Annotated in this window: 26 protein-coding genes and 1 pseudogene; 14 read left to right on the top strand and 13 right to left on the bottom strand. The window is 61.8% G+C overall.

Features of this window, described 5'->3' with window-relative positions; all coding sequences use genetic code 11:
- Window positions 1-4: 4 nt before the first annotated feature.
- Both gatC and LQK83_RS07760 read right to left on the bottom strand, forming a co-directional pair.
- The gene (gene gatC, locus LQK83_RS07765) at window positions 5-292 is read right to left on the bottom strand and encodes an Asp-tRNA(Asn)/Glu-tRNA(Gln) amidotransferase subunit GatC (protein ID WP_230836795.1); all 288 of its coding nucleotides are present in this window, start codon (window positions 290-292) and stop codon (window positions 5-7) included.
- A 156-nt stretch (window positions 293-448) separates the two neighbouring features.
- Complete coding sequence (locus tag LQK83_RS07760) at window positions 449-1,153, bottom strand: metal-dependent hydrolase (RefSeq protein ID WP_230836794.1); 705 nt, start codon at window positions 1,151-1,153, stop codon at window positions 449-451.
- A 174-nt stretch (window positions 1,154-1,327) separates the two neighbouring features.
- Between LQK83_RS07760 and LQK83_RS07755 the strand changes: the two genes are divergently transcribed.
- Window positions 1,328-1,753, top strand: a complete 426-nt coding sequence (locus LQK83_RS07755) for a VOC family protein (RefSeq protein WP_230836792.1) — start codon at window positions 1,328-1,330, stop codon at window positions 1,751-1,753.
- 13 nt (window positions 1,754-1,766) lie between these two features.
- Here LQK83_RS07755 and LQK83_RS07750 read toward each other — a convergent pair whose 3' ends face one another.
- On the bottom strand, window positions 1,767-2,699 hold the full coding sequence (locus tag LQK83_RS07750) for an AEC family transporter (protein WP_230836791.1): 933 nt from the start codon (window positions 2,697-2,699) through the stop codon (window positions 1,767-1,769).
- Between the two features lie 135 nt (window positions 2,700-2,834).
- Between LQK83_RS07750 and ruvX the strand changes: the two genes are divergently transcribed.
- Window positions 2,835-3,323, top strand: coding sequence for a Holliday junction resolvase RuvX (gene ruvX / locus LQK83_RS07745; protein ID WP_230836789.1), 489 nt, complete (start codon window positions 2,835-2,837; stop codon window positions 3,321-3,323).
- Here ruvX and LQK83_RS07740 read toward each other — a convergent pair.
- From LQK83_RS07740 to LQK83_RS07730, 3 genes and pseudogenes are all read right to left on the bottom strand, one after another.
- Window positions 3,269-3,598 (bottom strand): annotated as a pseudogene (locus LQK83_RS07740) (DUF6105 family protein); the annotation flags it as partial. The gene ruvX and the pseudogene LQK83_RS07740 overlap by 55 nt on opposite strands.
- Window positions 3,595-3,786 carry a hypothetical protein gene (locus LQK83_RS07735; RefSeq protein WP_230836788.1) on the bottom strand — a complete coding sequence of 64 codons (192 nt, stop codon included), beginning with the start codon at window positions 3,784-3,786 and terminating at the stop codon, window positions 3,595-3,597. The pseudogene LQK83_RS07740 and the gene LQK83_RS07735, both read right to left, overlap by 4 nt.
- A gap of 285 nt (window positions 3,787-4,071) precedes the next feature.
- Window positions 4,072-4,728 carry a TetR/AcrR family transcriptional regulator gene (locus LQK83_RS07730; protein WP_230836937.1) on the bottom strand — a complete coding sequence of 219 codons (657 nt, stop codon included), beginning with the start codon at window positions 4,726-4,728 and terminating at the stop codon, window positions 4,072-4,074.
- 213 nt (window positions 4,729-4,941) lie between these two features.
- On the opposite strand from LQK83_RS07730, the gene LQK83_RS07725 reads away from it, so the two are divergent.
- On the top strand, window positions 4,942-5,565 hold the full coding sequence (locus LQK83_RS07725) for an FMN-binding negative transcriptional regulator (RefSeq protein ID WP_230836786.1): 624 nt from the start codon (window positions 4,942-4,944) through the stop codon (window positions 5,563-5,565).
- A gap of 127 nt (window positions 5,566-5,692) precedes the next feature.
- The gene (locus LQK83_RS07720; RefSeq protein ID WP_330166268.1) at window positions 5,693-6,367 is read left to right on the top strand and encodes an AEC family transporter; all 675 of its coding nucleotides are present in this window, start codon (window positions 5,693-5,695) and stop codon (window positions 6,365-6,367) included.
- On the opposite strand, the gene LQK83_RS07715 is transcribed toward LQK83_RS07720, so the two are convergent.
- Window positions 6,352-7,998 carry an acyl-CoA dehydrogenase family protein gene (locus tag LQK83_RS07715; RefSeq protein ID WP_230836785.1) on the bottom strand — a complete coding sequence of 549 codons (1,647 nt, stop codon included), beginning with the start codon at window positions 7,996-7,998 and terminating at the stop codon, window positions 6,352-6,354. The two genes, LQK83_RS07720 and LQK83_RS07715, sit on opposite strands and share 16 nt — an antisense overlap.
- A 137-nt stretch (window positions 7,999-8,135) precedes the next feature.
- Here LQK83_RS07715 and LQK83_RS07710 point away from each other — a divergent pair, with 137 nt between their 5' ends.
- The 5 genes from LQK83_RS07710 to LQK83_RS07690 all read left to right on the top strand — a co-directional run bounded on the left by LQK83_RS07710 (window position 8,136) and on the right by LQK83_RS07690 (window position 11,869).
- A complete protein-coding gene (locus tag LQK83_RS07710) occupies window positions 8,136-9,077 on the top strand; it encodes an aspartate carbamoyltransferase catalytic subunit (protein ID WP_230836783.1) in 942 nt (313 codons plus the stop codon).
- On the top strand, window positions 9,074-10,363 hold the full coding sequence (locus LQK83_RS07705) for a dihydroorotase (RefSeq protein ID WP_230836782.1): 1,290 nt from the start codon (window positions 9,074-9,076) through the stop codon (window positions 10,361-10,363). The genes LQK83_RS07710 and LQK83_RS07705 overlap by 4 nt, the downstream gene beginning before the upstream one ends.
- A 74-nt stretch (window positions 10,364-10,437) precedes the next feature.
- Window positions 10,438-11,202 carry an arginyltransferase gene (locus LQK83_RS07700; protein WP_230836781.1) on the top strand — a complete coding sequence of 255 codons (765 nt, stop codon included), beginning with the start codon at window positions 10,438-10,440 and terminating at the stop codon, window positions 11,200-11,202.
- A gap of 59 nt (window positions 11,203-11,261) precedes the next feature.
- Window positions 11,262-11,483 (top strand): AbrB/MazE/SpoVT family DNA-binding domain-containing protein, encoded by a 222-nt coding sequence (locus tag LQK83_RS07695; RefSeq protein ID WP_230836779.1) that lies wholly within the window; start codon window positions 11,262-11,264, stop codon window positions 11,481-11,483.
- On the top strand, window positions 11,480-11,869 hold the full coding sequence (locus tag LQK83_RS07690; protein ID WP_230836778.1) for a type II toxin-antitoxin system death-on-curing family toxin: 390 nt from the start codon (window positions 11,480-11,482) through the stop codon (window positions 11,867-11,869). Before LQK83_RS07695 ends, LQK83_RS07690 begins: the two co-directional genes overlap by 4 nt.
- Before the next feature lie 17 nt (window positions 11,870-11,886).
- Here LQK83_RS07690 and parC read toward each other — a convergent pair whose 3' ends face one another.
- Both parC and LQK83_RS07680 read right to left on the bottom strand, forming a co-directional pair.
- A complete protein-coding gene (parC, locus tag LQK83_RS07685) occupies window positions 11,887-14,139 on the bottom strand; it encodes a DNA topoisomerase IV subunit A (protein ID WP_230836776.1) in 2,253 nt (750 codons plus the stop codon).
- Between the two features lie 9 nt (window positions 14,140-14,148).
- Window positions 14,149-14,340, bottom strand: a complete 192-nt coding sequence (locus tag LQK83_RS07680; protein ID WP_230836775.1) for a DUF4058 family protein — start codon at window positions 14,338-14,340, stop codon at window positions 14,149-14,151.
- Window positions 14,341-14,489: 149 nt separating this feature from the next.
- Between LQK83_RS07680 and LQK83_RS07675 the strand changes: the two genes are divergently transcribed.
- The 3 genes from LQK83_RS07675 (at window position 14,490) to LQK83_RS07665 (ending at window position 17,335) form a co-directional block, all read left to right on the top strand.
- A complete protein-coding gene (locus tag LQK83_RS07675; protein ID WP_230836774.1) occupies window positions 14,490-14,765 on the top strand; it encodes a hypothetical protein in 276 nt (91 codons plus the stop codon).
- 122 nt (window positions 14,766-14,887) lie between these two features.
- Window positions 14,888-16,084: a hypothetical protein gene (locus LQK83_RS07670; RefSeq protein WP_230836773.1), complete on the top strand. Its 1,197-nt coding sequence runs from the start codon at window positions 14,888-14,890 to the stop codon at window positions 16,082-16,084.
- A gap of 213 nt (window positions 16,085-16,297) precedes the next feature.
- Window positions 16,298-17,335, top strand: coding sequence for an aldo/keto reductase (locus tag LQK83_RS07665; RefSeq protein WP_230836772.1), 1,038 nt, complete (start codon window positions 16,298-16,300; stop codon window positions 17,333-17,335).
- Window positions 17,336-17,412: 77 nt separating this feature from the next.
- On the opposite strand, the gene LQK83_RS07660 is transcribed toward LQK83_RS07665, so the two are convergent.
- Together LQK83_RS07660 and aspS are read right to left on the bottom strand one after the other, a co-directional pair.
- A complete protein-coding gene (locus tag LQK83_RS07660; protein WP_230836771.1) occupies window positions 17,413-18,018 on the bottom strand; it encodes a hypothetical protein in 606 nt (201 codons plus the stop codon).
- Window positions 18,019-18,268: 250 nt separating this feature from the next.
- Entirely contained in the window at window positions 18,269-20,056 is a 1,788-nt protein-coding gene (gene aspS / locus LQK83_RS07655) for an aspartate--tRNA ligase (RefSeq protein WP_230836936.1), read from the bottom strand.
- Between the two features lie 230 nt (window positions 20,057-20,286).
- Here aspS and LQK83_RS07650 point away from each other — a divergent pair, with 230 nt between their 5' ends.
- Both LQK83_RS07650 and rnd read left to right on the top strand, forming a co-directional pair.
- A complete protein-coding gene (locus LQK83_RS07650; protein WP_230836769.1) occupies window positions 20,287-21,705 on the top strand; it encodes a multicopper oxidase family protein in 1,419 nt (472 codons plus the stop codon).
- Between the two features lie 177 nt (window positions 21,706-21,882).
- Window positions 21,883-23,055 (top strand): ribonuclease D, encoded by a 1,173-nt coding sequence (rnd, locus tag LQK83_RS07645; RefSeq protein WP_230836767.1) that lies wholly within the window; start codon window positions 21,883-21,885, stop codon window positions 23,053-23,055.
- Here the strand turns inward: rnd and LQK83_RS07640 are convergent.
- A complete protein-coding gene (locus LQK83_RS07640) occupies window positions 23,044-23,598 on the bottom strand; it encodes a hypothetical protein (RefSeq protein WP_230836766.1) in 555 nt (184 codons plus the stop codon). The genes rnd and LQK83_RS07640 overlap by 12 nt on opposite strands.
- A 70-nt stretch (window positions 23,599-23,668) precedes the next feature.
- Window positions 23,669-25,192, bottom strand: a complete 1,524-nt coding sequence (ppx, locus tag LQK83_RS07635) for an exopolyphosphatase (protein ID WP_230836765.1) — start codon at window positions 25,190-25,192, stop codon at window positions 23,669-23,671.

The raw sequence follows: 25,192 nt of genomic DNA, 5'->3' as shown, positions 1-25,192 counted from the left end.
GGTCTTACTCGACCACTTTCGGCACCATGAAGAAATTCTCGGTCGTGGAGGGCGCATTGGCGACGATATCGGCGGCCTTGTCGCCATCGTTGACGACGTCGGCGCGCTTGCGCATGACCATCGGCGTTACGGAGGTCATCGGCTCGACATCCTTCACATTCACTTCCGAAAGCTGCTCGACGAAACCGAGAATGCCGTTCAGCTCGCCCATCATCTTCTGCGCTTCCTCTTCGGAAACGGCGAGACGGGCAAGGCGCGCAACGCGCTTGACGGTAGCGAGATCGACAGACATTTCGGCGTCTCCAGAACGTTCAGCATGCATAAAGAGAGTCGGCCGCGCATCGCGCAACCGCATACGGCACCGGCTATAATTGGCGGGCGGGCGCTATGCAACGGTTTTTGGAAGCGTCCGGCGGCGCGAGGCTCCGCCGGCGCTTAATTTGAGCCTTCAGACTTCGACGCTGCCGCCGGCCTTCGGGGCTTCCACCTTCGTCTTCGTGCCGTCGAGACCGGCGATGAACTTGTCTGCCGTCTGGTCGATGATCGGGAACGAGCCGTAGTGGCAGGGGATGGCGGTCTTGAAGTTGAAGAAGCGTTGGGCAGCGAGTGCCGCGACCGCGCCGCCCATGGTGAAGCGGTCGCCGATCGGCACGATGCCGATATCGGGCTGGTGCAGCTCGTTGATCAGGCCCATGTCGGAGAAGATGTCCGTGTCGCCCATGTGGAACAGCGATGCCTCGTCATCGAAATGCAGCATCAGGCCATTCGGGTTGCCGAGCGCATGAGAAACGCCATCCTCGGTGATCTGTGCCGAGGAGTGCAGCGCATTCGTGAAGGTGACGGTGAAGCCTTCCATGCCGATCGTGCCGCCCGTATTGCCCGGCGAGAAGTTCTTCAGGCCCTTATGCGCCAGCCACATGCAGAGGTCGAAGTTCGCAACGACCGTCGCGCCCGTATCAGCGGCGATCTGCAGCGTATCGCCGACATGGTCGCCATGGCCGTGGGTCAGCAGGATGTGGGTGATGTCCTTGGTCGCATCCTTGGCGTCGAGGCCTTGAAAGCCCGGGTTGCCGGTGAAGAAGGGGTCGATGAGGATCTTTGCCTTGGCGGTATCGAGACGGAAGGCAGAATGGCCGAGCCATGTGATTTTCATGGGAGGTCTCCCTTAATGTCTTGCGGGGGATGGGCCGGCGCCACGCGACGCGACAAGGCCCATGGGCGGGTGCAGATTAGGGGTTGGAGCGAGAGGATCAAGCCCTTGTGTCACACTTTCGCGTTACGTGGATTGGCCTATACTCGGATCAGGGAGTTGGAGGAGTTCACAATCATGAAACAGAAAATCATCCGCAAGATCGCCCATGTCTGCATTTTCGCGCGCGATATCGATGCGGCGGCGGATTGGTATGCCAAAGTGCTCGGCTTCGAGAAGGTGTTCAACTTCACCCGCGAAGGGCGCGTCTTCGGATACTATCTCGATGCCGGTGGCGACACGCATATCGAGGTATTCGAAAATGCGGAGGCTGAATATTCGAAGCGCAACCAGATCAACCACATCTGCTTCGAAGTGGTGAACATGGACGAAGCGATCGCCCATATTCGCGGCTGCGGGGTGGAGGCGAGCGCCAAGTCCAATGGCTGCGACGAAACCTGGCAGAGCTGGATCACCGATCCGAATGGCGTTCGCATCGAGCTTTTCGAATACACGCCAAAGAGCGCGCAGTTCACCGGCGGCGACCGCGTCGCGCATTGGTGACGTCGAACGTCAGTCAGACGAGCGCCAGCATGATCGAGATGGTGAAGAAGCTGGCGGTCGTGGCCATCAGCAGGGCGGCGGAGCTCATCTCCTGATAGCCGAAGCGCTGGCCGATGATCGGATAGACCGTCAGCATCGGAGAGGCCGCATAGACGATCGCCATCTTGCGTATTACCGGGTCGAGACCCGGCATCAGGAACGACACGGCAAGCGCGCTCAGCGGATGCAGCACCAGCTTGCCGATGGAAACCTGCGTCGCATCCGGCAGGAGGCTGCCACCGGCTTTCGTCGAGACCAGCGTGGCGCCGACGATGAAGAGCGCCACCGCGCCGGAAGCATTGGCCAGCATGTCGATGGCATGGAAAAGCGCCATGCTCTTGAAATCCACGCCGGACGCCGAGATTGCCGCACCGATGAAAAGCGAGATGATCAGCGGATTGCGGATGAGGGAGATCAGCGACCCGCGCAGGGCCTTCAGCGCACCCGCGCCCCCGCGCTGGCCATCTTCCGCCAGCACCATGCCCGCTGGCAGGATGATCAGGTTTTCGACGATCATGTTCAGCGCGAGGCCGATCGGAGCCAGCGGCCCGACCACCAGCGAGGCGACCGGAAAGCCCACAAAGCCGCTATTGCCGCTCGATGAGCCGAGCGCCATCAGGGCGCTTTCTGTCAGCGACTTGCCGCGTGCAAACCGCGCGACGGAGAGCGAGATGCCGAAGGTCAGCAGAGAGGCGGTGAGATAGAGCAGCAGATAATCGAGATGCAGGAAGTCGCTGATCGGGTGCAGCACGAAGGCGCGCAGGATGAGGGCCGGCAGGGCGAAATACCAGACGAAGGTCGAAAGCCCGCGCAGGTCCACGCGCTCGAGGCTCAGGAAACGACCGGCGATGGCGCCCGTTCCGATCAGGACGAAGATCGGCAGCGTGATGGAGAAGATGGCAAGCATGCGAAATTCCGGAGGGTGTTCGTGGCCTTATAGGCCAAGTCATCTCCTTGTGACAGGCTGCTTTTGGCAAGATCGGTTCCCTCTGATATGGAGAGCAAACGATTTGCACTCGAACGCCAAGAGCCGCCATAAACCATGACCATTTTGACGCTGGAAGACTTCGCGGGGGCCCTGCCCGCCGGTCAGCCGATTGCCGGGCTCGATCTCGGCACCAAGACGATCGGGCTTTCGCTCTCGGATATCGGCCTGCGGTTTGCCACGCCGCGCCCGGTGATCAAGCGCGTGAAGTTCGGGCCGGATGCGGAAGCGCTGCTGGCCTTTGCGGAAAAGGAAAAGGTTGCGGCCTTCGTGATCGGCCTCCCGATGAACATGGATGGCAGCGCCGGACCGCGTGTTCAGGCTACGCGCGCCTTCGTGCGCAACATGGAGGCGAAGACGGCCCTGCCGTTCATTTACTGGGACGAGCGGCTTTCGACAGTCGCTGCAGAACGGGCGCTCTTGGAGATGGATGTGTCGAGAGCCAAGCGGGCCGAACGGATCGATTCCGCCGCGGCATCCTTCATTCTCCAGGGCGCATTGGACAGGTTGTCGTCGCTGCGCAGAGCCGCTTCCGGCGAAGACTGAGCACGGCGGGCCTTCCACCAGGCGGCGATCTTCCTGCGGCGGCGGAAGAGAAGAATGGCGATGACAAGCAAGCTGTCGGTGCCGATCGCCTTGGCGACCAGCGGCGCGACCGATTGCGGATCTATGCCGAGCGTCTGGCCATACATCTGCAGCACGAGCTCATGCGCCTGCCGCGTCAGCATGAAGAAGCCGAAATTGATGTCGTAGTAGGACAGGCCATACCAGCCGCCGAGAAAGATGATCGGCCCGAGCCAGAAGACGAGGAACCACTTCATGCGGCCGTCTCCTCGGGCCCGGCCGGCTGCGGCAGCCAACGGACCATGAGCTTCGGCAGCAGATCCGGAACCACGCCATACCAGAGGTGCATCAGCAACCGGTCCACCAGCCCCATGACGACAACGACGACCATGGGGACAACGAGGCTGACCGCCGCCATGGCAAACAAGGCCGTGAGGCATGCCATCGCCACCATCCTGCTCCGCCCGGTGTCCATACGCATCACACACCCTGTCGCCTGCCCCACAGGACAGGTCGGATTTACGCAACAGCCCTCGCGGCATCATGCCCCGATCCCGGCTGAAATTAACCATTGGGTAACCATTTCAGTTAACGCGCAAGGGCGCAACGTAAACCATTTGTTAAGGTTAATGGCGCGGCGACCAGCTGTGGATGGCGTGTGGATATTAGCGGCGTGGCCCCTGATTTGCGCCTGCCCGGACGGGCGGCATGGCGCATGGCGGGCCTTGCATCAGACGTAGGCGGCGCGGGCCATACGGGCGACGGCACCGACGGCTCTTGCCCACTCCTTCTGCGACTTCAGCGGCAGACCGGCAAAGCTGCCGGACGTCTCGGCTGCCAGAACGAGCTGCTGCACGGCCGCGATGACGACCGCATTAAGGGCGACCGTATCGCCGCCCTTCGGGGGCGTCAGCGAACCGCGCATGCGCTCGATCCACTGCGCAATGCCCTTGGCGCGGGCATCGGCCATGCGGGCGATATGCGGCGAGCTTTCGGAGAGTTCCCAGACCAGAATACGTCGCATCAGCGGATCAGCGCGGAGCGCATCGCCATAGAGTTCTGCCAGACGCTCCATCAGATCGCCATAAGTCAGCAGAAAGCGCCCGCCCTGATCCTCCGGCACATGCTGCGTCACCCAGCCGGCCAGATCCTCACCGATGGCATCGACCAGCCCGTCGAGCCCGCCGAAATAGCGGTAGATCAGCTGCTTGTCGCAGCCGGCCTTGCGGGCGACCGCATTCACCCCGAAGGCCCGAAACCCGCCCTCGGCCAGAAGCGCCCTGCCCGCCTGAAATATGCGCGCCTGCGTTTGCGCTCGGTCGCGCACCGGCTGTTCCTTTTCAGGCGCTGCAGGCGTTTCAAGGATTTCGGCAGCGGTCGCGGTCATGTGTGCGGTCATGGGCAATCAGTTTTCCGGCAAAGTCACTCGATGGTGATTAGGCCGGCGGACTGTCACCTGCAATGGAGGCAGGCAGGTATGCACAGGAATGTCGTGCTGACCCGACATCAGAAAGTTTGATACGATGATCGCCCGGCGCGCTTGTTTTCCTGCCCCGGCTTTGCGAGGCTCTGTGCGTTCAACTCCATATACAAGACCGCCATGTACATACCATCCGCCTTTTCCATCACCGAGCGCTCCGACATCTTCGGCATGATCCGCGCCTGCGGTCTCGCGACCTTCATTACCGCGGGGCCTGACGGCCCCATGGTGACGCCGCTGCCTATGCTGCTCAACGAGAACGAGGGCGAGTTGGGCACGCTCTATGGCCACATCGCTCGCGCCAATCCGCACGGACGCTCGCCGGTTGTGGGCGACGCGGTCGCGCTGTTCAGCGGGACGGATGCCTATATCTCTCCCGGCTGGTATGCCTCAAAGACCGAGCACCACAAGGTCGTTCCAACATGGAACTATGAGATAATCGAAGCACGTGGAGCCGTCGAATTCTTTGACGACAGGTCCCGCCTCCTCGATCTCCTTTCGCAACTGACGGACCTGCATGAAGGGAGGCGGGGCATGACCTGGCGCGTCGATGATGCGCCCGCCGATTTCATCGACATGCAGCTGCGTGCCATTGTCGGTGTGCGCTTGCCCATTAGCTCGCTGCAGGGCAAGAGGAAGATGAGCCAGAACCGCAATGCGCAGGATCGCGCCGGTGTCGCTAGGGGACTGGATGCCAGCGAACGCGAAGAGGACCGCGCGGTTGCGCGTCTCATTCCTGTCTGACGCCCCAGCTGATTGCCACATACCCGAAAGCCCCCATGCTTCCCATTTTCGAAAGTATCCTCCCCGTCTTTCTCGTCGTGATCCTCGGCGCCCTCATGAAGCGCGCGCCGTGGATTCCGGCTGAGATGTGGGACGGGCAGGCATTTCGGCCTCGACCTATACGTCGATCTTCCAGACGACGAGCCGGTGGAACGGGTTTGTGGCGCTCGCTGTCGCCGAGAAGCTTTACGGCAAACCGGGCATCGAGGTTGTCGCCTATGTCATGGCGATCATCGTGCTGCCACTGAATGTCATCAATGTCGGCGTGCTGCTCGCCATGACCGGCAGCGGACGGACCCTCGGAGACTTCCTCAAGCAGTTCATCCGCAACCCCATCATTCTCGGATGCGCGCTCGGCGTGATTTTCAATCTCCTGCACATCCGCGTCTATCCGCCGCTGGAGGATACGATCGAGATGGTGGCGCGCACGTCACTGCCGCTCGGCCTGATGATGTTGGGCGCCGGCCTGCGGATTTCCGATGCGCTCAGGCCCAATGCGTCGGCGCTCTGGCCGGTGGGGCTGAAGCTTCTCTTCACGCCGCTGATGGTCGTTTTGTTCGGGCTTGCCATCGGGATCAATGGCGTGACGCTGATGGCGCTTTGCGTCTGCGGCGCGGTGCCGACGGCCATGAACGGTTACCTGCTGGCCAAGCAGATGGGCGGTGATGCGCCGCTTTATGCCGCCGTCACGACATTGCAGACGGCGGCTTCATTCTTCACCATTCCGCTGGCGCTTTACCTGACGGCTTACATCGGCGGATAAAGCAGCTCCACAATAAACCGAGCGTCAAACCGCATATCCAACATGCCATAGGTGTAGCGCCAGCCGGTGGCGAGGCGGCTTTCTGCATAGGCGTCGGCAATGCGCCCCGCCCCGATGCGGCGAAGCTCGGCTGCCGCGGCAGCCATCGCGAGCTGTTCAACGAAGAGACGCGCGGCACTCTCGTCGCGTTCGCAGAGCGAGGCGGCGGCGCGCAGCACATCGACGGTCTTTGGGCCGGAAGGGCCGAGATCGCGCGAGATCATGGCGAAGACGGCGTCGAACAGGTCCTTGCCCTTGCGCAGCACACGCAACACGTCCAGCGCCATGACATTGCCGGAGCCTTCCCAGATCGCATTGACCGGGGCCTCGCGATAGTGGCGGGCGATCGGGCGCTCTTCGATGTAGCCGCTGCCGCCGATGCATTCCATCGCTTCATAGATGAGCGAAGGCGCTATCTTGCAGACCCAGTACTTGACGACCGGAGTCATGACGCGGGCGAAGGCCGCCTCTTCCGGGCTTTCGCCCGCCTTGTCGAAGGAGGAAGCGAGACGGAACACGAGGCCGGTGGCGGCCGCGACATCCAGCGCCATGTCGGCGAGAACGCGGGTCATCAGCGGCTGGTCGATCAGCGTCTTGCCGAAGGCGTAGCGGCCGCGTGTGTGATGGACGGCCTCGGCAAGGCTGGCGCGCATCAGGCCGGCGGAGGACACAGCGCAATCGAGCCGCGTCAGCGTCACCATGTCGAGGATCGTGCGAATGCCGGCATCGGGGTCACCCAACAGATAGCCGTAGGTGCCGGAGAATTCGACTTCCGAAGAGGCGTTGGACCGGTTGCCGATCTTGTCCTTGAGGCGCTGGAAGCGCAGGCCGTTGGCCGAACCGTCTTCGAGTAGGCGTGGCACGAGGAAGCAGCCCATGCCCTCTTCCGTGTTCGCCAGCATGATGAAGGCATCGCTCATCGGGGCGGACATGAAGAACTTGTGACCGGTCAGGCGGTAGATGCCGTCTGAAACCTTTTCGGCGGCCGAGCGGTTTGCGCGGACATCCGTGCCGCCCTGCTTTTCCGTCATGCCCATGCCGAGCGTCACGGCCGTCTTCTGGCCGGCGGGACGGTTGGAGCTGTCATATTTGCGCGACAGGATGCGCGGTGCCCATTCCTTCTGCAGGATCGGCGAGGCGGAAATGGCGGCGAGCGACGCGTTCGTCATCGTCAGCGGGCAGAGGTGGCCGCTCTCGAGCTGCGAGGTGAGGAAAAAGCGCACGGCGCGCGCCGAGTGGGCCTTGCCCTTTTCCTCCAGCGTCTGGTCCCAGACAGAGCTATGCAACCCGCTCGCCATGGAGCGGCGCATCAGCGCGTGATAGGCCGGGTGGAAATCGATGACATCGAGACGTTCCCCGCGGGGACCATGGGTGCGCAGCTTCGGTACGCCCTCGTTCGCCATGCGGGCAAATTCCTGGCTTTCCGCCAGCGTCGCGTAGCGGCCAATGCCGTCGAGTTCATCGCGCACCCCGCGCGGGAGGGAGGCGGTCAGATCCACCAGCAGCGGGTCGGAACGATAGGCATTGATGCCGGACCACAGCGGCGGCTGGTTCAGGCTCGCGAAGATGTCGTCTTCTGTCTTGTCTGTCATAGCCGCAGTTCTATCCGGATTCGTTCAAAAAAGCATGGGGATGAGACCCCCCTTGTCCCCATCCTTCTCACAGGCCGCTTGCCGGGTAAAGCCACACTGATTATAGAGCCCCAAAAGTCAGTATAAGAGGCGGCCCCATGGACTTCTTTCCGCATCGCCATCTCCTCGGCATCAAGGGTCTTCAGCCACCGGATATCGAGTATCTGCTCGACAAGGCAGACGAGGCCGTCAAGATCAGCCTGCAACGCGAGAAAAAGACCTCGACGCTGCGCGGGCTGACCCAGATCAACCTCTTCTTCGAAGCCTCGACCCGCACGCAATCGTCCTTCGAGCTTGCCGGCAAGCGGCTTGGCGCGGACGTGATGAACATGTCGGTCGCCAACTCTTCCGTGAAGAAGGGCGAGACACTTATCGATACGGCGATGACGCTGAACGCGATGCATCCCGACGTGCTGGTCATCCGCCACTCCTCCGCCGGCGCCGCTGCCCTCCTCGCTCAGAAAGTCTCCTGCGCGGTCATCAATGCCGGCGACGGTCAGCATGAGCATCCCACGCAGGCGTTGCTTGATGCGCTGACCATCCGCCGCGCCAAGGGCCGGCTCTCAGGCATCACGGTCGCCATCTGCGGCGACGTGCTGCATTCGCGCGTGGCGCGCTCCAACATCATCCTGCTCAACGCCATGGGCGCGCGGGTGCGGGTCGTCGCGCCGCCCACGCTTCTGCCGTCCGGCATTGCCGACATGAGCGTCGAGGTCTTCCACGATATGGAGGAAGGCCTGAAGGATGCGGATGTCGTGATGATGCTCAGGTTACAGCGCGAGCGCATGTCCGGCTCCTTCGTGCCGTCGGTGCGCGAGTATTACCGCTTCTACGGGCTGGACGCCGAAAAGCTGAAGGCTGCCAAGGAAGACGCACTCGTCATGCATCCAGGTCCGATGAACCGCGGTGTCGAGATCGCTTCCGAGATTGCCGACGGTCCGCAGAGCGTCATCGGGCAACAGGTTGAAATGGGGGTCGCCGTGCGCATGGCGGTCATGGAAGCCCTCCTCGTCTCACAGAACCAGGGGCCGCGCACATGACCGTGACCGTTCTCACCAATCTCCGCATCGTCGATCCGTCGCAGGACATGGACGAGACCGGCGCGATCGTCATCGAAGACGGAAGGATTGCCGCCATCGGTGCTTCGACGGCGAAGTCCCTGCCTGCCGGCGCCGAAGTCCGCGACATGGGCGGATTGCTCGCCATGCCGGGTCTGGTCGATACGCGCGTCTTCATCGGCGAACCGGGCGGCGAGCATCGCGAAACGATCAAGTCCGCAAGCCGCGCAGCCGCCGCTGGCGGCATTACCTCCATCGTCACCATGCCGGACACCGACCCGGTGATAGACGACATCGCGCTCGTCGAATTCGTCAAGAAGACCGCGCGCGACAAGTCCTCCATCCACGTCTATCCGGCGGCAGCACTGACCAAGGGGCTGGCCGGCGAGGAGATGTCGGAGTTTGGCCTTCTCAAGAAGGCGGGCGCCGTCGTCCTGACACAAGGGCGCCACGCGATCCCGGACAGCCAGGTGCTTCGCCGCGCCATGACCTATGCCAAGCATTTCGGCACTGTCGTTGCGCTTGAAACGCGCGACCCCTATCTCGGCGTCAATGGCGTGATGAACGAGGGCCTGTTTGCGAGCTGGCTTGGCCTTTCCGGCAGCCCGCGCGAGGCGGAGATCATTCCGCTGGAGCGCGACCTGCGCATTGCTGGCCTGACGGGCGCGAATTATCACGCGGCCAAGATTTCGGTGCCGGAATCTGTCGAGGCGATCAAGCTTGCCCGCAAGCGCGGCGTGAAGGTGACCTCAGCCGTGTCGATCAACCACCTGACCCTCAACGAGAACGATATCGGCGAGTACCGCACCTTCTTCAAGCTCTCCCCGCCGCTACGCACCGAAGACGATCGCGTCGCCATGGTCGAGGCGCTGGCTGCCGGCGACATCGACATCATCGTCTCCTCGCACGATCCGCAGGATGTGGATACGAAGCGCGTTCCCTTTGCCGATGCCGCCGATGGCGCAGTCGGGCTGGAGACGCTCTTTTCTGCAGCGCTGAGGCTTTATCACGGCGAACGCGTCACGCTGTCGCGCCTTGTCGATGCGCTTTCGACGCGACCGGCTGCGATCTTTGGCCTGCCTGCAGGTTCGCTGAAACCCGGCTCTGTCGCGGATATCGCCTTCGCCGACCTCGAGATGCCTTGGATTGCAACGGCCGAAGGCCTGCTGTCGCGTTCGAAAAACACGCCCTTCGAAAATGCCCGCTTCACGGGTCGGATTGTAGAAACCTGGGTATCAGGCCGGCAGGTCTACCGCCTGCAGGGTTGACCTTTTCCAATCTTGCGCCATGCTATCATGAAGCTGCGTCGGTGCAGTCCGGGAAGGTTTGACGAAACGGCGGAATGAACACGCAGGTCGGGATATCACCGCAATTCTATCTGACGGCCCCTGCCAGGTGCCCCTATCTACCGGGGCATATGGAGCGGAAGGTGTTCACCCACCTGATCGGACCGAAAGCGCCGGAAATCAACGATCTGCTGACGCAGGGCGGATTTCGCCGCTCGCAGAACATCGCCTATCGCCCCGCCTGCGAGCGCTGCCAGGCCTGCATTTCCGTCCGCATTCTTGCGGACGAATTCGAACCGACGAAATCGATGAAGCGCGTGCTGGCGGCCAATGACGATGTGATCGCGACCGAGCTTGAGGCAGAGCCGTCCTCCGAACAATTCTCCCTCTTCCGCCGTTATCTCGATCATCGCCACCAGCAGGGCGGCATGTCGGAAATGAACGTGCTGGACTATGCGATGATGGTCGAGGACACGCATGTGAACACGCGGGTCATTGAATATCGGGAGCGAGTCGAAGGTTCGGGCATTGGCAAGACGGGGCGGCTTCTCGGCGTTGCGCTGACCGATCACATGACGGACGGGACCTCCATGGTCTACTCCTTCTACGATCCTGAACTCGAGAAGCGTTCCTTCGGCACCTACATGATCCTCGACCATATCCGCACCGCGCAACAGCGCGGCCTGCCCTATGTCTATCTCGGCTACTGGGTGCGTGGCTCGAAGAAGATGACCTACAAGGTCCGTTTCCAGCCGCAGGAACATCTCCTTCCCGCCGGCTGGACCCGCTTCCGGCCCGATCTCTATGAGGACGACGTCTGATTGAAACGCTGGTGCGTTAATGTTATAACTCCGTTAGAACATTAACAAAGGCCCGTGTCATGAACGTCACCATCCGCAAGATCGGCAATTCCGAAGGCATCATCATTCCGAAGGAAGTGTTGAACCGGCTCGGGCTGAAGGCCGGGGATACGCTGGAGATTGCGGAGACGAATGGCGCGATCGAGTTGCGTCCAGAACAGGCGGACCTTGCCGAACAATTGAAGGCCGCCCGCATCGGCATGGAGAAGTATCGCGTCGCGCTGCGTGAGCTGGCCAAATGAACAAGTTCAAATGGCTCTCCCGCGAGGCCATTGAGATCATGCACCAGGAGCAGCTTCTGGAGCATGGTGGCCTGCCGGGGCTCAAGGACGAAAATGCACTGGAAGCCGCACTCGCCAGGCCGCTCAACAAGGCGGCCTATGGGGAGGATGATGTCTTTGCGCTCGCAGCCGCCTATCTCTATGGACTGACCCGAAACCAACCGTTCTCCGATGGCAACAAACGGACGGGTTTCCTGGCGGCTTACGCCTTCCTGTTCATTAACGGCTATTCTTTCGAGGCTGAACAGTCGGTGGTGATTGCCTTCGTCCTCTCCGTTGCCGCGGGCGAGATCAACGAGGAGGGCGTAACTCGGTTCTTCAGGGACTTCTGCGTCCCGTTGAAATAGCGCCCTGCCCCTTCAAGTCACCCTGAGAACTTGCCCGAACGCGGGAACCCACGCGGGACAGGTCTGCCGGCGGAGGCGCGTTCGCCCAGCCATTCGACCAATTCTTCCTTCGTGCGGGTGAAGTTGCGGCCGGCGCTGTCGTCCCAGGTCAGGCCCGCTTCCAGCGCGAAGCAGCGTATGTCGGAGACGCCGCCATCCTTGTAGCGCTGGAGACGGACGCCCTTGCCGCGCGTCATTTCCGGGATATCCTTCAACGGGAAGACGAGCAGCTTGCGATTGTCGCCGACGATGGCAACGTGATCGCCCTCGACCGGCACGACGAGCTTGGCTTCGTCCGGCATGGAGACATTCATGATCTGCTTGCCCTTGCGGGTATTGGCGACAAGTTCGGTCTCGGCGATGACGAAGCCGTTGCCAGCCTGCGAGGAGAGAAGCAGCTTGCGCGACGGATCGTGGACGAAGGCGGTGAGCACGTCCTGATCGTTTTCCATGTCGATCATGATGCGCAGCGGCTCGCCGTGACCGCGCCCGCCCGGCAACTTGTCGGCGCCGAGCGTATAGGCCTTGCCGCCCGTGGTCAGCATGAGGATCTTGTCGGTCGTCTGGGCCGGGAAAGCAACCCTCAGCGTATCGCCTTCCTTGAAGGTCAGACCAGACACGTCGGACATGTGTCCCTTGAGCGCCCTGATCCAGCCCTTTTCCGAGATGACGACCGTGATCGGCTCCTTTTCGATCATGGCATGCTGGATCGCTTGATCGTCGTGCTCCGGCGCTTCGGCAAACTGCGTGCGGCGGCGGCCGATCTCGGTCGCCTTGGCAAAGGTCTTCTTGACCTCGCTGATTTCCCACGAAACCGTCTGCCACTGCTTCTCGTCGGAGGCGAGCAGCGCTTCGATGGAGGCCTTCTCCGCAGTCAGGCCGTCATACTCGGTGCGGATCTCGAATTCCTCGAGCTTGCGCAGAGAGCGCAGCCGCATGTTGAGGATCGACTCGGCCTGCAGGTCGGTGAGGCTGAAGCGGGCCATCATGGTCTGCTTCGGCTCATCCTCCTCGCGGATGATGCGGATGACCTCATCGATATTGAGATAGGCGATCAGATAACCGCCGAGGATTTCGAGACGGCGATCGATGGCGGCGAGCCGGAAGCGCGAGCGGCGCAGCAGCACTTCGCGGCGATGGTCGAGCCATTCGCGCAGCACCTCGTTGAGCGCCATCACGCGCGGCACCTTGCCCATGCTCAGCACGTTCATGTTGAGCGAGATGCGGCTTTCGAGCTCTGTCAGCTTGAAGAGCGATTCCATCAGGATCGTCGGATCGACCGTGCGGCTCTTCGGCACGAGAACGAGGCGTATGTCTTCTGCCGACTCGTCGCGCACATCCTCCAGCAGCGGCAGCTTGCGGGCGACCAGCAACTCGGCGATCTTTTCGACGAGGCGCGACTTCTGCACGAGATAGGGGATCTCGGTGATGACGATCTGGTAGCCGCCGCGGCCGAGGTCTTCCTGTTCCCACTTGGCGCGGACGCGGAAACCGCCGCGACCTGTCTTGTAGGCTTCCACGATCGAGGCGCGGTCATCGATGATGATGCCGCCTGTCGGGAAGTCGGGGCCGATGACGAATTCGACCAGCTTTTCGACCGGCGCATCGGGATGCTTGATCAGATGCAGGGCCGCATCGCAGAGCTCATGCGCGTTATGCGGCGGGATGGAGGTCGCCATGCCGACGGCGATGCCGGAGGAGCCGTTGGCCAGCAGGTTCGGAAACGCGCCCGGAAGGACGATCGGTTCCTCGTCTTCCTCGTTATAGGTCGGGCGGAAATCGACGGCGTCCTGGTCGATGCCTTCGAGCAGAAGGGTCGCGACATCGGTCATGCGCGCTTCGGTGTAGCGCATGGCCGCCGGGCTATCGCCGTCGATATTGCCGAAGTTCCCCTGCCCGTCCACGAGCGGATAACGGATCGCGAAATCCTGGCTGAGGCGCACGAGCGCGTCATAGATCGAGGCGTCGCCATGCGGGTGGAACTTACCCATGACGTCGCCGACGATGCGGGCGCATTTCTTGTAGGCCTGACCGGGATCGAGGCGCAGCACGCGCATCGCATGCACGATGCGCCGATGCACCGGCTTCAGACCGTCGCGCACATCAGGCAGCGCGCGGTGCATGATGGTCGACAGCGCGTAAGCCAGGTAGCGCTCTTCAAGCGCTGCCTTGAGATCGACCGGTGTAATCTTGTCGTCGCCGCCATCGGGCGGAAGAATGCTTTGTCCCATGGGGTTGACTTAGCGGGTCAGGTGATTCCCGGCAACAAAAGCCGCGGAAACGCCTGTGGATGAAGGCTTGAGCCGCGCGATAATGTCGCAGGCACGCGCGTGAACTTCCCCCCAAAAATTGGGGTGTTCCAATGCGGCGGCGGCTCTGTAGAAATGACGCGGGGACATTTGAATTCTGTTATCCGTTTCACTCTCATCCATTGAGGCCTCCCTTGAGATATGTTTCGAAAATTGCTGCCCTCGCCGCCTGCGCTTGCCTCCTGTCCTTGTCGGCTGAGGCCTCGACGCGGCACGGATTTGTTCCTGCCAACAGATCCACCATTGTCGGATTTTTCCGTGTCGTGTCTGGCATGGAAACGAGCTGTCAGCAGCCGGCCCGGCCGACGATGCTGATGGAGCGAGCACCGCAACACGGCACGGTGGCCTTTCACTGGGCGCATCATCAGCTGAAGGGCGGGCGCGATGCCTGCAAGAACATCGCGATCGGTGGATGGGAAATCATCTACACCCCGGCCAAGGGCTATCACGGCCCCGATTCTTTCCGGATCGGTGCGCAATTTGCGCAATATGTGGAGGCCAGCGGCTCATCTTACGCCTCGGACGGTTACGATCTGGTCGTTAAGTAATTCGCCAGACCCGCCCCCGGAAATCGCTGATTTTGCTTGGAGACGCACGGACGACCGCTTATATGTCGACCCGTGCGTCAAGAGCATCAGCGGCTGAACGCTTAACCTGGGACGGGACATCCATGAAACACTTCAAGTTTACTCAAGTACTTTTGGCCGGCACCGCAGCGGCCCTTCTGGCAGGCCAGGCTCACGCGCTTGATGGCGACGACATGATGAAGAAATTGAGCGCCGCCTATGCCGCCTACGGCAGCCAGGTTTCTTATGAGTCCGTGACCACGGATGACACGAGCGTCGTGGCGAAGGGCGTGAAGCTCAAGGTCGAGAACACCGACAAGCCGACGGAACTTCCGCTTGGCGACGTCACCTTCAGCGATGTCGAGGAAGCTGATGACGGCGGCTATTATGCCGGCAATGTTTCCTTCCAGAACATCGACATGAGCAAGGATGGCGGCCACCTGACGGTCAAGGATATCCAGATCGACGGCCTGACCGTTCCGGCAACGCCTGCCGCCGATAATCTCGACGGAATGATCCTGTTCGAAAGCGCCCATACCGGCCCGATCACCTTCGAACAGGATGGCAAGCGCGTCTTCCAGATCGAGAAGGTGCAGAGCAATGTTCAGATTGCCGACGACAGTTCCTCCGTCAGCTCCGACACGGCCATTTCCGGCATCTGGGCGGACCTGACCGACGTCAAGGACCCTAAGGCACAGGAAACGATCAACGCGCTCGGCCTGACCAATGTCAACGGCAATATCGCGACCAAGGGCACCTGGGCGACCGCGACCGGCAAAGTGGACTTGACCGAGTTTTCCGTCGACGCACGCGATATCGGCAAGATCAACCTGACGCTCGGCATGTCCGGATATACGCTGCAGCTGATCAAGGCGATGCAGGATGCCACGAAGGCGGCAGCCGCCAATCCGGACAAGCAGGCCGCCGATACGGCGCTTGGAATGACGATGATGGGCCTGCTGCAGCAGCTGAGCTTCAACGGCGCATCGATCCGTTTCGACGATGCCTCGATCACCAAGCGCCTGCTGGACTATTTCGGCAAGCAGCAGGGCGTGACCGGCGAGCAGTTCGCCCAGTCGCTCAAGGGCATGGTGCCGATCATGATGGCGCAGCTGAAGGTTCCGGAACTGCAGAACCAGGTTTCCGCTGCCGTCAGCAAGTTCCTCGACGATCCGAAGAACATCGAGCTCAAGGCCGCACCGCCGAGCCCGGTCGCTGCGCCGATGATCATGGGCGCAGCCATGGGCGCGCCGCAGACGCTGCCGCAGGTGCTCGGCGTCTCGGTCACCGCCAACCAGTAAGCGGCGGCACATTGCTTCCAGAAAGGCCGGCGATCATCCGCCGGCCTTTTTTAATTTGACGGCGAGAGCGCGCGGCTCATTGAAACGCCTCGTCAGAATGCCCAAATCGACATGCGGCCGGCGTCGCATCCCCCTCTGCCGGCATACATCATCTGACCGGGCCTGCACCCGATCGGGATGAACTTCTCAGACAATCATTCAAGGACCTTTTCCATGCGCTACAAGACATTGGGAAATACCGGCCTCGTCGTTTCCGAAATCTGCCTCGGCACCATGACCTTCGGCGGCAAGGGATACTGGACCGCCATCGGGACGCTGGACCAGTCGATCGCCGACGGCATCGTCGCCCGCTCTCTGGATGCCGGCGTCAATTTCATCGACACGGCGGATGTCTATTCCGAAGGACTTTCCGAAGAGATCACCGGCCAGGCGATCAAAAATTCCGGCCGCGCCCGCTCCGACATCGTTCTGGCGACGAAGGTTTACGGCTCCGTCGGCCCCGGCCGCAATGACATCGGCACGTCGCGTGGCCATATCATGGACGGCGTGAAGGCGAGCCTGAAGCGGCTCGGCACCGATTATATCGACCTCTACCAGATCCATGGCACCGATCCGATCACGCCGGTTGAGGAAACCGTGCGCGCCATGGAAGACCTCGTCCGTCAGGGCCATATCCGCTACTGGGGCGTTTCCAACTGGCAGGCCTGGCGGATTGCCAAGGCACGCGGCATTGCCGACAGCAAAGGCTTCGACAAGCCGGTGACTTTGCAGGCCTATTACACGATTGCCGGGCGCGATCTGGAGCGGGAAATCGTGCCGCTGCTGGAAGAGGAAAAGATGGGCCTCATGGTCTGGAGCCCGCTTGCCGGCGGCTTCCTCTCGGGCAAGTACAACCGCGACGGCGCGGGCCCGAACGACGGCCGCCGTGTCACCTTCGACTTCCCCCCGGTCAACAAGGACCGTGCCTTCGACTGCATTGACGCGATGCGCCTCATCGCCGACGCGCGCGGTGTTTCGGTCGCGCGCATCGCGCTGGCCTATGTGCTGAACAAGCGTTTCGTCATGTCGGTTATCATCGGGGCGAAGACGATCGAGCAGCTGGATGACAATCTGGCGGCAACCGGCATTACGCTTACGGAAGAGGAAATGGCAGCACTCGACGCTGTCAGCGCCCTGCCCCCGGAATATCCCGGCTGGATGCTGGAGCGTCAGCAGGCGCAGCATCTGGGGCGGCTCAAGGCTTCCGAGTGAACCACCCGGACAGACGTTAAAATCAGAGCGCCCCCTGCCTGTCTTGCAGGGGGCGTTTTTTTGGGTCGTCAGTCAGCTCACATGGCCGCTTCGATCGTCTTCACGCCATCGGGGCGCAGAGGCGCCGGGCTCGGGGCCGGAGCCGAAACGTGATAGGTCGGGGCCTGCTGCTGGGCGGCCGCGCCGACGCCGCAGCTGCCGCTGGAAGCCTTTTCGATCATGGGCTTGCCTTGACCATCATAGCCGAAGGCCATCTTTTCGGTGCAGGTCTTGCCGCCACTGCTGACGGTGTAGACCGAATAGCCTTCCGTCCCCGGCGGCAGCGTGTTCAAGCGCGCGTCCATCGCCTTCATCGATTGCGGACCTGCCGGGAAAGCATCATTGCTTGCGAGGTTCATCAATTGAGCGGCCTGTCGGTCCATATCAGCTGAGATCTGCTCCATAGCTGCGAACGGATTGGCGAAGAAGATGTCTGCGACAGTGTCTGGCCTGAGCGAGAAATCGTCGAAGCTGACCTGCGGTGGCGTGTTGCCAATGTAGCGCACCTGTTCCATGCCGCCATCCGGCATCCGAAGCGTCAAGTTGTGGAAGTTGATGTCGCGGGCAAGGACGGGACCGGCGATAATGGCAACGGCGGCTGTTGCAGCCGCACCGATCATGAGAAAATTGCCAAGCTTTTTCATGTCGTTCTCCATGGTATCTTGTCCGACGGTGGCTGCCTGCGGTGGGATTGCCGCTGCAGCGCGTCGTTTCAACACCGGGAGAATTGGCGCCAGTTCTGCCTAATTTTGGACGGCAAATGCGACAGGCGGTCGCAGTTGGGGCCTCCGCGGGTTAAAACTTGGTAAGTTTGGCCGAAACGACAATCGGCACGGCTTGCGCCGTGCCGACAACTCTCAAGTCAATCAAAGGTCAAGCGCCCGAAGCGAGCCCTCAGTCCTTCTTCTTCGGCATGACGCGAAGCTCCAGCTCCATGAGCTGCTTCGGCGAAGCCGGAGCCGGCGCGTTCATCAGGAGGTCCTGCGCCTGCTGGTTCATCGGGAAGAGCGTGATTTCGCGTAGGTTCTTCGCGCCGACGAGCAGCATGATGACGCGGTCGATGCCGAAGGCGCAGCCGCCATGCGGAGGCGCGCCGTACTGGAAGGCGCGGTACATGCCGCCGAAGCGCTCTTCGACGTCTTCCTTCGACAGGCCGGCAATCTCGAAGGCCTTGACCATCGTTTCCGGCGACTGGTTGCGGATCGAACCGGAGGCGATTTCGAAGCCGTTGCAGACAGCGTCGTACTGGTAGGCCTTGATCGTCAGCGGATCCTGGTTCTCAAGCGCGTCCAGACCACCCTGCGGCATCGAGAAGGGGTTGTGCGAGAAGTCGACCTTCTTCTCGTCCTCGTTATATTCGTAGAACGGGAAGTCGACGATCCAGCAAAGCTCGAAGCGGTCGCGGTCGACGAGGTTCAGTTCCTCGCCGGCGCGGGTGCGGGCTTCGCCTGCGAACTTGTAGAACTTTTCCGGCTCGCCGGCGACGAAGAAGCAGGCGTCGCCATCGCCAAGGCCGAGCTGTTCGGCAATGGCGGCGGTGCGCTCGGGGCCGATGTTCTTGGCGAGCGGGCCGGCACCCTCCAGAACGTCGTTTTCCTTGCGCCAGAAGATGTAGCCGAGACCCGGCTGGCCGAGCGACTGCGCCCAGGCGTTCATGCGGTCGCAGAAAGCGCGGCTGCCGCCGGTCTTGGCCGGGATCGCCCAGACTTCAACCTTCGGGTTGGAGGCGATCATGCCAGCGAAGACCTTGAAGCCCGAACCGGCGAAATGATCGGTGACTGCCTGCATCTCGATCGGGTTGCGAAGGTCCGGCTTGTCGGTGCCATACTTGCGGATCGCGACGTCATAGGGAATACGCGGCCAGTCCTTGGTGACCGGCTTGCCTTCGGCGAACTTTTCGAACACCGAGGTCATGATCGGCTGCATGGTCGACCAGATGTCTTCCTGGGTGACGAAGCTCATCTCGACGTCGAGCTGGTAGAACTCGCCCGGCAGGCGGTCGGCGCGCGGGTCTTCATCGCGGAAGCACGGCGCGATCTGGAAATAGCGGTCGAAGCCGGCAACCATGAGCAGCTGCTTGTACTGCTGCGGTGCCTGCGGCAGAGCGAAGAACTTGCCGGGATGAATGCGCGACGGCACGAGGAAGTCGCGCGCGCCTTCCGGCGACGAGGCGGTCAGGATCGGCGTCGTGTATTCGCCAAAGCCGGCAGCCGACATCTGGTTGCGCATCTCGGTGATGACCTGCGTGCGCTTGACGATGTTCTTGTGCAGCGTCTCGCGGCGGAGATCGAGGAAGCGGTACTTGAGGCGGACGTCTTCCGGATAGTCGGGCTCGCCGAAGACCGGCAGCGGCAGTTCCTTGGCGGTCGAAAGGACCTCGATCTCGGTGGCGTAAAGCTCGATCTCGCCGGTTGCCATGCCCTTGTTGACGGTGTCTTCGGAGCGCGCCTTGACCTTGCCGTCGATGCGGATCACCCATTCGCCACGCACGGTCTCGGCCATCTTGAAGGCCGGGCTGTCCGGGTCGGCCACGACCTGGGTCATGCCGTAATGGTCGCGCAGGTCGATGAAGAGAACGCCGCCATGATCTCGCACGCGATGCACCCAGCCAGAAATACGAACATTGGAGCCGACATCCGACTTGCGGAGGGCGGCACAGGTGTGGCTACGGTAACGGTGCATGGTCATGCGTCTTATCCTGGAATCGGGGCGGCCCGAGCGCGCTCGAAAGAGCGCTTGATACGGTTCGTACCGCCGCATTTCGAAATTGGGCGGACAAACGCACGGGCCATCCGATTTGTCAAGGCCGAGCCCTTTTCAGCCGCGGCAAAATGGTTCTTCGACACGATAAAATGACAGTTGTAGTCAAGTTTTATCAGGCCTAGAAAGCGGCCATTGCAAGGAGTTTTCCCATGGTCATTTTGAACCGCCGCACCCTTCTGAAAGCCGGAGCCGTCGTGAGCGCCTATGGTGCCGGACTTGCGGTTGCGGGCGGCTTCCGGACTGCCTCTGCAGCTCCCATCACGCTGACCGCCGGCGAGAGCCAGGCGCTGCTGAAAGGCACCCAGCCGACCAGGGGCATCATGACCTGGAATGCGATGAACGGGAACTCTCCGACCGCGAACGAGGCCCCGCAGCCCCCTACCCTGCGCCTCAAGAAAGGTCAGCCTTTCGCGGCCCGGCTGGTCAACCAGCTCAAGGAGCCGACGACGATCCACTGGCATGGCCTGCGGATCGACAACAAGATGGACGGAGTGCCGTTTCTCACCCAGCCTTATGTGTATACGGGCGACTCGTTCGACTATGCCTTTACGCCGCCGGATGCCGGGACCTTCTGGTATCACCCGCATTGCAACACGCTGGTGCAGATGGGCCGCGGCATGACAGGCATGCTGATCGTCGAGAACCCGAACGATCCCACCTTCGACCATGAGGTTGTGCTGAACCTGCGCGACTGGCGGCTTGGCGATGACGGGCAGTTCATCGATCAGTTCAAGCCGCGCGATGCGGCCAAATCCGGCACATATGGTACGTGGAAATCGGCGAACTGGCAGGAAGACCCGGTCTATGATGCGCCGGCCGGCGGGATCGTGCGGGTGCGAATCGCGATCACGGATGTGACCCGCATCTATTCCTTTGGACTCGATGGCGCGCAGGCGATGGTGATTGCGCTGGACGGCAATCCGGTCGCCGAGCCCTTCGCGCTCGACCGCTATCAGGCGGGTCCCGGTCAGCGGATCGAACTGGCGCTGCGGATGCCCGAGACCGAGGGGGCGATTGCGACGCTCGCCAATTACCGGACATCCCCCAACTATCCGCTGGCTCGCTTCCGCGCCGTGGGCGCATCGCTGAAACGCGACCTGCACGACGTCAAGACGCTGCCGGCAAACCCTGTCAGCGAGCCGGTCATTGAAGGCGCCGAGGTCGTGCCGCTGGAACTGACGGCGACCGCAGAGGGCGCACCGCCAAAAGAGAGCTTCTGCGGCTCGCTCGGCTATAATTTCTGGGCGATCAACAAGACGCCCTGGAGCGGCGATACGCCCGATCCGATGGCCCCTCTTGCGGAGCTGAAACATGGCAAGACCTATATTCTCAGGCTCGCCAACCGGACGCCGCATGCGCATCCCATCCATCTGCATGGCATGAGCTTCAAGGTGCTCTCCTCATCGCAGGGCGCGGTGCGGCCGATCTTCACCGACACCTATCTTATCCAGCCGGACGAGGTGGCGGAACTCGGGCTTGTGGCGGACAATCTCGGCGACTGGGTCATCCATTGCCACATCATCGAACATCAGAAGACGGGCATGACCGCATTTCTTCGGGTGGTTTAGTAATTTCAGACCTTCAGGCATATTGACTCCACCGGCATCTGCGCGGAAGAGAAAGGAATATCCGGCTTACGCAATCGAAAGATGCCGACACCGCTCCCGGGGGGCCAACGGAGCGGAAGACGCGTATTTGCGTAATCCGCCCTTGCCATGGCCTGCTTGAGCGATGAAACTGAGTTCATGATTGAGACAACCGCCGAACTTAAAGCAGCCTGCGATATTTTCGCGAAGAGTGACTTCGTTACCGTAGATACCGAATTCCTGCGCGAGAGCACCTTCTGGCCACAGCTTTGCCTGATCCAGATTGCCAGCCCCGACCATGAGGCATTGATCGATCCTCTCGCCAAGGGGCTGGACCTCAAACCATTCTTCGACCTGATGGCCGATGCGTCCGTCGTAAAGGTGTTCCACGCGGCCCGGCAGGATCTGGAAATCATCCATCACCTCGGCGGCATCATTCCGCATCCGCTGTTCGATACGCAGGTCGCGGCGATGGTTTGCGGCTTCGGTGATTCCGTCTCCTATGACCAGCTCGTCCAGAAGATCACCGGCAAGCATATTGACAAGTCGTCGCGCTTTACCGACTGGAGCCATCGTCCGCTCAGCCAGAAGCAGCTCGACTATGCGCTGGCCGACGTCACCCATCTGCGCGACATCTATGCCTCACTGAAGGCCGAGCTGGAGCGCGAGGGCCGCGCCCACTGGCTGGAAGACGAGATGGCGGTTCTGGAAACGCCGGAGACCTACGATCTGCATCCAGACGACGCCTGGACGCGCATGAAGATGCGCGTGCGCAAGCCGAGCGAACTGGCCGTATTGATGAAGGTGACCGCCTGGCGCGAGCGCGAGGCACGCAATCGCGACGTGCCGCGCGGGCGCATCCTCAAGGACGACGCCATCTATGAAATCGCGCAGCAGCAGCCGCGCGACGCGGAAGCACTCGGCAAGCTGCGCACCGTTCCGCGTGGATGGGAGCGGTCGGCATCGGGCGCTGCGATCATCGCGGCCGTCAACGAGGCGTTGGCGATCCCGAAGGAAGAGCTGCCGAAGATTGCCAAGCCCTACCAGCCCAACGAGGGCACGCAGTCGGCCGTGGAGCTCCTGAAGGTTCTCTTGAAGCTGACGGCGGAGCGCGAGGGCGTGGCGGCGAAGATCATCGCCAATACGGACGATCTCGAAAAGATCGCCTCCGAGGGCGAGAAGGCAGATGTTGCGGCCATGCATGGGTGGCGCAAGGAACTGTTCGGCGATCGGGCGCTCAAGCTGATCGACGGCCAGCTTGTCATCAAGTTCGTCAATCGCAAGATCGAAGCCGTTGAACTCGACGTGCCTGTCGCACCGTCAGAGGGCTGAGAAGCGGGCCTGCAAGGCCTTTGCGGCAGGGCTCGCCTTGAGGTTCGCCGCGAAACGCTCGAACTCGGTGACGACGCGCATTTCCTCGAAAGCTTCAAGGGCGTGGCGATCCCAGCCCTTGTCGGGCGCAAGGACGGCGCGGAAGCCGGCGACGGCGCTGGCCTCCCCCTTGCTCAACGGCAACGCTTCCAGCACGATGATGAGCCGCAGATAGTCGTGAATCTTCAGCATCTTGCGGAAGAGTTCGAACATCGGCGCGGCGATGGCCGGGTCGTCACGCCAAGTGCGTCCTCCGAAAATGTCCTGCGTGACCCGCTGTCCTGCCCCGTGACAGTCGAACAGCGTACAGCCCTTGAAGCCCAGCTCGATTCTTTCCGCATGGATGCGGCAAGAGAAATCGGGCTTCAGGTTCGGGCAGCCCTCATCGACAGGTTTGTCGATGGCGAACATGTCGGACTTTTCGAACGCAAAGGCTGCGCAGCAGAGCCCGGCGCAGCGGCTGCAGTCCGCGTTCATATCAGGCAATGCACCAGGAGATGCCATGGGGCTTTCTTCTTACAATGTGATTCAGGTGCCGCCGCCAAACCTTTGACGGCGGACTCTTTTTGTCTGTTCAGGAAATGCGCATGCCGATGCGCTTGCCGGTGAGCTTCCCCAACTGCTGCAGGCGGCCGTCGACCCGCTCGCCGCTGAAGTTGCGCAGACGCTCGGGCACAACGAGTTCCAGATCCAGGTCGGCATTGCCGAGCGGTTTTTCGAATCGCAGGTCGTTGACGACGCCCGGCATCGCAGCCGAGAACGGATAAACGACCCGCAAGAGACCGCCCAGCAGCTTGGCAAGCTCGCGCAGGCGCGGCGTGGCAATCGTCAGAAGGGCCGCCGTCGAGCCGTCGTCGCGCAGGCCCTCGTAGCGATAGTAGTTGGCGAGCGCGATATAGGCGCGGCCCGGGTGGGTCACGCCAGCGAGCGAACTCTGCGCGATCACATTGAGCGAATGGATGCCGCGATAGTCTGGATGCGAGCGCCAGCTGACATCGGCGAGGAAACAGGCAGCCTGGCGGTAGCGCGCCTCTTCTTCCGTTTCCTCGATCCCGAACGCCGGCATGACCTTGTCGGTCCAGGCCACCAGCTCGCGCGCATGTTCGGGCGAGCGGGCGTTGAGAAGCGCAAGCTCTTCGGTCGCCGCCAGCAGCGGGTCCTTTGCGCTCTCTTCCTCATCCAGCAGCGAATAGAGAAAGCCTTCGCGCACGCCGAGCACGGAGAAGATGACCTTGGACGGCTTCATGACCTTCAGCGTCTCGGCCATGGCGACGGCGCCATAGGGCAAGAGCGTGCGGCGGTTCTTGGAGATCGTCTGCCAGGCGAGTTCCTTGACGTCACGCGTCTCAGCAATATGGGCCAGCAGGTCCATGGCTTCTGCAACGGTAATTTCGTAGCCGTGCATCATGTGCAGCGGATAGTTGGTCAGCTCCATATGCAGCTTGGCAAGCGCGCGCCATGTGCCGCCAACGGCGTAGAAGGCTCGGCCCTCTCCCGCGGAGAGCCATGTCTCGTCCTTCAGCATCTTGCGGGCGAGCGTCGTTGCCTTCTCGACCGAATTGCCGGAGAGATCCGCGAGCCTCAAGCCGCCCAGCGGCAGCGTGATGCCGGAGCCGTAATTGCCACCGCGTACGTCGATGAGTTCGAGAGAACCGCCACCGAGATCGCCGACGATCCCATCCGGATTGTGGAAGCCGCTGATGACGCCGAGCGCGGAAAACATCGCTTCTTCCGGGCCGGTCAGGACACGGATTTCACAGCCCAGGATGGCCTCCGCCTCGTGAATGAACTTGGAGCCGTTTGACGCCTCGCGCGCAGCGGCAGTCGCCAACACATACATCTTGCGGGCGCGAGCCTGATCCGACAGTGCCTTGAAGCGCGTCAGTGCCTTCAGCGCCTTGGCGATGCTTTCCGGCTCCATGCGGCCGGTCGAGGCCACGCCGCGGCCCAGCCCACAGAGCATCTTTTCATTGAAAAGGACCGCAGGCGAGCGGTTCATGCCTTCATAGACGACGATACGGATCGAGTTCGATCCGATATCCACGACCGAGACCGGGGCGATGCCGGGCAAGCGCCCCTGTGCGTCAGGTTCTACCAT

This window comes from Rhizobium sp. C1 (assembly GCF_021026335.1).
Lineage (GTDB): Bacteria > Pseudomonadota > Alphaproteobacteria > Rhizobiales > Rhizobiaceae > Ensifer_A.
This window is presented reverse-complemented; position numbering and strand designations above follow the sequence as displayed.

Bases quoted from the DNA above. Each gene is read 5' to 3' on its own strand.
- LQK83_RS07715 (WP_230836785.1), bottom strand. From the start codon at position 7,998: ATGACAGACAAGACAGAAGACGACATCTTCGCGAGCCTGAACCAGCCG.
- LQK83_RS07665 (WP_230836772.1), top strand. From the start codon at position 16,298: ATGCGCTACAAGACATTGGGAAATACCGGCCTCGTCGTTTCCGAAATC.
- LQK83_RS07705 (WP_230836782.1), top strand. From the start codon at position 9,074: ATGACCGTGACCGTTCTCACCAATCTCCGCATCGTCGATCCGTCGCAG.
- LQK83_RS07690 (WP_230836778.1), top strand. From the start codon at position 11,480: ATGAACAAGTTCAAATGGCTCTCCCGCGAGGCCATTGAGATCATGCAC.
- ruvX (WP_230836789.1), top strand. From the start codon at position 2,835: ATGACCATTTTGACGCTGGAAGACTTCGCGGGGGCCCTGCCCGCCGGT.
- LQK83_RS07695 (WP_230836779.1), top strand. From the start codon at position 11,262: ATGAACGTCACCATCCGCAAGATCGGCAATTCCGAAGGCATCATCATT.
- LQK83_RS07725 (WP_230836786.1), top strand. From the start codon at position 4,942: ATGTACATACCATCCGCCTTTTCCATCACCGAGCGCTCCGACATCTTC.
- parC (WP_230836776.1), bottom strand. From the start codon at position 14,139: ATGGGACAAAGCATTCTTCCGCCCGATGGCGGCGACGACAAGATTACA.
- LQK83_RS07730 (WP_230836937.1), bottom strand. From the start codon at position 4,728: ATGACCGCGACCGCTGCCGAAATCCTTGAAACGCCTGCAGCGCCTGAA.
- LQK83_RS07660 (WP_230836771.1), bottom strand. From the start codon at position 18,018: ATGAAAAAGCTTGGCAATTTTCTCATGATCGGTGCGGCTGCAACAGCC.
- gatC (WP_230836795.1), bottom strand. From the start codon at position 292: ATGTCTGTCGATCTCGCTACCGTCAAGCGCGTTGCGCGCCTTGCCCGT.
- LQK83_RS07640 (WP_230836766.1), bottom strand. From the start codon at position 23,598: ATGGCATCTCCTGGTGCATTGCCTGATATGAACGCGGACTGCAGCCGC.
- LQK83_RS07680 (WP_230836775.1), bottom strand. From the start codon at position 14,340: ATGGATGAGAGTGAAACGGATAACAGAATTCAAATGTCCCCGCGTCAT.
- LQK83_RS07650 (WP_230836769.1), top strand. From the start codon at position 20,287: ATGGTCATTTTGAACCGCCGCACCCTTCTGAAAGCCGGAGCCGTCGTG.
- LQK83_RS07675 (WP_230836774.1), top strand. From the start codon at position 14,490: ATGGAAACGAGCTGTCAGCAGCCGGCCCGGCCGACGATGCTGATGGAG.
- LQK83_RS07710 (WP_230836783.1), top strand. From the start codon at position 8,136: ATGGACTTCTTTCCGCATCGCCATCTCCTCGGCATCAAGGGTCTTCAG.
- rnd (WP_230836767.1), top strand. From the start codon at position 21,883: ATGATTGAGACAACCGCCGAACTTAAAGCAGCCTGCGATATTTTCGCG.
- LQK83_RS07700 (WP_230836781.1), top strand. From the start codon at position 10,438: ATGAACACGCAGGTCGGGATATCACCGCAATTCTATCTGACGGCCCCT.
- LQK83_RS07735 (WP_230836788.1), bottom strand. From the start codon at position 3,786: ATGGCATGCCTCACGGCCTTGTTTGCCATGGCGGCGGTCAGCCTCGTT.
- LQK83_RS07760 (WP_230836794.1), bottom strand. From the start codon at position 1,153: ATGAAAATCACATGGCTCGGCCATTCTGCCTTCCGTCTCGATACCGCC.
- aspS (WP_230836936.1), bottom strand. From the start codon at position 20,056: ATGCACCGTTACCGTAGCCACACCTGTGCCGCCCTCCGCAAGTCGGAT.
- LQK83_RS07755 (WP_230836792.1), top strand. From the start codon at position 1,328: ATGAAACAGAAAATCATCCGCAAGATCGCCCATGTCTGCATTTTCGCG.
- ppx (WP_230836765.1), bottom strand. From the start codon at position 25,192: ATGGTAGAACCTGACGCACAGGGGCGCTTGCCCGGCATCGCCCCGGTC.
- LQK83_RS07670 (WP_230836773.1), top strand. From the start codon at position 14,888: ATGAAACACTTCAAGTTTACTCAAGTACTTTTGGCCGGCACCGCAGCG.
- LQK83_RS07750 (WP_230836791.1), bottom strand. From the start codon at position 2,699: ATGCTTGCCATCTTCTCCATCACGCTGCCGATCTTCGTCCTGATCGGA.